Below are 2,420 nucleotides of genomic sequence, written 5' to 3' on the forward strand. Positions count from 1 at the left end.
CGACCGTGCCGCCCCAGCCCTGCGGGCCGTTGTGGACGGCGCCCTTCGACTTGTCTTCCGGATCCGGGAACAGTTCCGGATGCTTCAGCGCGTCGTCGATCGTCTTGATGTCGGGATGGGCATCGGCGATGTATTTCGGGATCCACCAGCCCTGGACGGCAGCATCGGACAGGGCGACGGCCGCGCCGATCAGCTTGCCTTCCTCGATGCCGCGGTTGACGACGTCGGGCAGCAGGTCGACCCAGCCTTCCGGCGCCAGATCCGGCTCGCCCTTTTCGATCATCGAGGTGATGGTCGGAACCGTGTCACCGACGATGACTTCGGCGTTGCAGCCATAGCCTTCGGTCAGGATGAACTTGTCGAGTGCGGCCAGCACTTCGGCACTCTGCCAGTTCATGCTGGCGATGGTCACGTCGCCGCATTCGGCGCGCGCAGCGCCCGTCATGGCCAGAAGGCCAGCAACGAGGCAGGTGGAAGCAAGAAGATGTTTCATATCCGTTCCCTCATGTCGACGGTGTCATTGTGCCCAGTCAGGCCCTGCCGCACCGTCGCCGCCGGGCCCTTGATCGTTAGCGAATGCGGATAAACCGCTATACCGCACCCTCGACTTTTGCAGGTGCAGGGTCGAATGCCGGTACAAATGCGTCTGCGATTGACCCCAATGCGTCATGGACCCATCAATTTCGCAAGACCGCCCCGACTTTATCCAAGACCGGAAGCACGCGGGCAATGGTATGATACAATTCAGCTTTTTCAACCCAAAACAAAAGGCCGGCGGAAGCCGGCCTTTTTCAGCGAACCATCACGGGAAGCTTCAGGCGTCGCGCCGCCCCTGGATGACGTGGACGCGGCCACCGACCTTGACGCGTTCGTAAAGGTCGATCACGTCGTGGTTCAGCATGCGCACGCAGCCGCTCGACATAGCCTGGCCGATCGACCACGGCTGGTTGGTGCCGTGGATGCGGAACATGGTGTCGTTGCCGTTTTGGTAGAGATAGATGGCACGCGCCCCGAGCGGATTGTTCGGGCCGCCTTCGAGGCCGCCGGCATATTTCAGGTTCTTCTTCGGATCGCGGCGGATCATGTTCGGCGTCGGCGTCCAGGTCGGCCACTCCGCCTTGCGGCCGATATAGGCGCTGCCCGCGAGCGAATAGCCCTGCCGGCCGACGCCGATGCCGTAGCGCATCGCCCGGCCACCGCCGAGCACATAGTAGAGGCGGCGCGCCGGCGTATCGACGACGATGGTGCCGGCGGCATGATCGGTGCTGTAGGCGACTTCCTGGCGGCGCAGCTCCGGCTTGATCTTGTCGAGCGGCATCGCCTTCAGTGGATGTTTCTCGTCCAGCCGATCGCCGTAATTGGCGCGGTCGCTTACGCCGTTGGTCGCGCAGCCTGCGAGCAGTGCAGACGCGCCGAGCAGGAATCCGCGGCGGGAAATCGACATGGTTAAAGCCCCTTTAAGATCAGTCCTCGGGGCCGAGAATTATGCTTTTATGGTTAATCGAGGGTTAAGGAGCGCGCTGCGGTTGCAGGCGATGTTAAGGTGCGTGGCGAGAAAACGGCAGTCGCTCGTTGTGGTGCCTACGCAGTCAATCCCCTACTGCCTCGAGATATTCATCACGAGAGAGATCGGTAAAATCATCGGAGGGAAAGCGCCCCCCGCGAGGATAAGCCGTTGAATATATGCCGAAGAAGCCATCTGACAGAACATCACGGCTCCTGGTGAGGGCAGCGCCGGACGCACCGGCTTCTACTTGCTTTTCAAATACGTCCTCCCCTCCCGTCGACATGCACCAGACAACCCGGACCTTCGTTGAACAAATATCAATGACGGGGTTGATGTCGATAGATTGGCACACGCCGACTGAAACATGCTCATCCAATTCCCAAATGGGTCTGCGCAGAAAATCGGACAAGCACATTCCGTCAGCAAAACCATCCGCAGAAACGTCAATCTTTCCGGCACGAAAATGTGAAGCACCACTTGGTGGCAGTGCCGTCAGCTTTATCGATACGACTTCATATGGCTGCGCTGGATTGAAAAGCACCTCCAGATAACGGCCGTATCCCCAGAGGAGAGGAACTTGCGCATCATCGCGTCCTCCTTCCATCCACCAAGTGGGGGGTCCCAATAGTTTGGAGACCCCCATCATGTTGATGCCGAGCTTGAGAGGCCCCAACTCCCCGGTCCGCAGTAGACCAAGCAGAGAAGCGCGGTGGCTTTTAGCTCGCGTCCACATTACATATTCGGATAGACCGGTCCTTCGCCGCCTTGCGGCGGCACCCAGTTGATGTTCTGGTTGGGGTCCTTGATGTCGCAGGTCTTGCAGTGCACGCAGTTCTGCGCGTTGATGACGTAAACGTCCTTGCCGTCCTTCTCCACCCACTCGTAGACGCCCGCCGGACAGTAGCGCGTCGAG

General features: G+C 60.0%; 4 protein-coding genes. All 4 read right to left on the bottom strand.

The window, feature by feature from the left end:
* A partial coding sequence (locus ACOZKU_RS20115; protein WP_421580356.1) for a glycine betaine ABC transporter substrate-binding protein occupies window positions 1–493 on the bottom strand: 493 nt, incomplete at its 3' end.
* A gap of 321 nt (window positions 494–814) precedes the next feature.
* Window positions 815–1,444, bottom strand: coding sequence for a L,D-transpeptidase family protein (locus tag ACOZKU_RS20120; protein ID WP_421580357.1), 630 nt, complete (start codon window positions 1,442–1,444; stop codon window positions 815–817).
* Window positions 1,445–1,589: 145 nt separating this feature from the next.
* Window positions 1,590–2,180, bottom strand: a complete 591-nt coding sequence (locus ACOZKU_RS20125) for a hypothetical protein (protein WP_421580358.1) — start codon at window positions 2,178–2,180, stop codon at window positions 1,590–1,592.
* 59 nt (window positions 2,181–2,239) lie between these two features.
* On the bottom strand, window positions 2,240–2,420 hold a 181-nt coding region (locus ACOZKU_RS20130), incomplete at its 5' end, for a 4Fe-4S dicluster domain-containing protein (protein WP_421580234.1).

It is taken from the genome of Shinella sp. M31 (assembly GCF_049199205.1).
Classification (GTDB): Bacteria; Pseudomonadota; Alphaproteobacteria; order Rhizobiales; family Rhizobiaceae; genus Shinella.